This window comes from Pseudomonas inefficax, from assembly GCF_900277125.1.
Taxonomy (GTDB): Bacteria; Pseudomonadota; Gammaproteobacteria; order Pseudomonadales; family Pseudomonadaceae; genus Aquipseudomonas; species Aquipseudomonas inefficax.
This window is the reverse complement of sequence record NZ_OPYN01000076.1, coordinates 1-1,607: the sequence shown is the minus strand read 5'-3', so window position 1 is coordinate 1,607 and position 1,607 is coordinate 1. Positions and strand designations below refer to the sequence as shown.

Here is a 1,607-nt window from a genome sequence, read left to right as displayed (position 1 = left end):
GGGGCCTGCGACGGGTGAAAAGTCGCCAAGGATAGCCGCAAATTCCCCCTTGCGGTTAGCCGGCCAGCACTTGCAGGCGCGCTGCGGCGTCCACGGCCCCCATGGTTTGCGCTGCCATCAGTGCGGTGGAACCACGGGCATCCTGACGTGCCGGGTCGGCACCCTGGGCCAGCAGGTATTCGAGGATTTCGCTGCGGTTGAACATGGCTGCCAGCATCAGCGCGGTGCGGCCATCCTGCGCGGACGCGTCCACCGGTACGCCGTGCTCCAGCAACAGGCGGATCATGGCCAGGTCGCCCTTGAACGCAGCGCCAGCGATAGGCAGCTGGCCGTTATCGTTGGCAATCAGCGGGTCGGCGCCATGCGCCAGCAGCACGCGCACTGCATCGTGGTGGCCGTGGTAGCTGGCCAGCATCAACAGAGTGTCACCCTTGTGGTTGCGCAAGTTGGGCGGCAGGCCGCTGGCCAACAGGCGCCCGAGCATCTCGGCATCGCCCTGGCGGGCACGCTCGAACACCTGCTCGGCAAAGGCGGCTGTTTCGTCGTCGGTCATGGTGGCGGGCGTGGGTTGGCTGGACATTTGGAACCTCCTGGCAGAAATCGTTGCCCAAGTTTTTGTCAGGCAAGGCTGCCGGGTCAAAGGTTCAGATTCTATCGGGCCGATAGTTGGCGGCGAGTCGTGCAATATGCACTGTGCAAAATGCACGACCGTGCAGGTTGCACGACAGCGCCTTGGAAATTTAAACGTAACTACCTGAATTTTAAGAACTTTTCTAGAAAAAACATCCTGGCACGGTCACTGCAAATATCAACTCATGTCTGCCACGTAACAGCCAGGAGTTGATATGGACCTCATCCAGGAAAAGTTCGTTTCGGTATTTTCGGCCTATCAGGTGGATACCCAGGCCCGCCCCGACGGCGGCGTAATGCTGACCCTGCGCGCTGCTGATGGCAAGGTTACCCGCCGGGTGCTGACGTATGCGCAACTGCACAGCGCCGAGCAGCTTTCGTGGGCGATCAGCGCCATCCGCCGGGATCTGGCCGAGCAGGCCAGCGAGTTGCCAGTGATTTCGATGCTGCAGAGCCAGCAGCGCTTTGCCTTGCCGACCTATCGCTGAGTTTCGGGTTGGGTGATCTGGCCTCTTCGCAGCGCAAGGCTGCTCCTACAGGTACCGGTGACACTGGCCCTGTAGGAGCAGCCTTGTGCTGCGAAGAGGCTGGAAAAGCCATCACAATTCATCAATGCCCAGGAACGCCCGCGCAGTCACATCGCCCGTAAACTTCGGCTGCATGCCCTGCTCGCTGCCATACAACCGCAACGCCAGGCAAAACGGTGCATCGCCCAGCTCGACCCAGCGCCGGGTCCCCGCTGGCACCACCAACTGGTCACCCTTTTCACACAATATCGAATACACCCACTCCCCTACACGCAGGCCAACCTGCGCCCGCCCGCTGACCACGGCAAACACCTCGTCGGCGTCATGCACATGCTCATCGCGCACATCCACCTGCGCCGGGGCCTCACCATCACGGTTGAGCACCACGAAGGCCTTGCTGCCATGCGCGGTCATCAACTGGTCCAGGTGATCGCGACAGGCCTCCAGCAC

At 61.6% G+C, this 1,607-nt stretch carries 3 protein-coding genes; 1 reads left to right on the top strand and 2 read right to left on the bottom strand.

From position 1 onward, the window contains the following. Nucleotides 1–55: 55 nt before the first annotated feature. Nucleotides 56–580: an ankyrin repeat domain-containing protein gene (locus JV551A3_RS10060; protein WP_133978656.1), complete on the bottom strand. Its 525-nt coding sequence runs from the start codon at nucleotides 578–580 to the stop codon at nucleotides 56–58. 265 nt (nucleotides 581–845) lie between these two features. Between JV551A3_RS10060 and JV551A3_RS10055 the strand changes: the two genes are divergently transcribed. Continuing rightward, nucleotides 846–1,118, top strand: coding sequence for a DUF3509 domain-containing protein (locus JV551A3_RS10055; protein ID WP_112251830.1), 273 nt, complete (start codon nucleotides 846–848; stop codon nucleotides 1,116–1,118). 111 nt (nucleotides 1,119–1,229) lie between these two features. On the opposite strand, the gene JV551A3_RS10050 is transcribed toward JV551A3_RS10055, so the two are convergent. Then, nucleotides 1,230–1,607, bottom strand: a 378-nt coding sequence (locus JV551A3_RS10050) for a cupin domain-containing protein (RefSeq protein ID WP_133978654.1), incomplete at its 5' end; no start/stop codon positions are given.

Coding starts and splice junctions, on each gene's coding strand:
- JV551A3_RS10060 (WP_133978656.1), bottom strand. CDS start 580: ATGTCCAGCCAACCCACGCCCGCCACCATGACCGACGACGAAACAGCC.
- JV551A3_RS10055 (WP_112251830.1), top strand. CDS start 846: ATGGACCTCATCCAGGAAAAGTTCGTTTCGGTATTTTCGGCCTATCAG.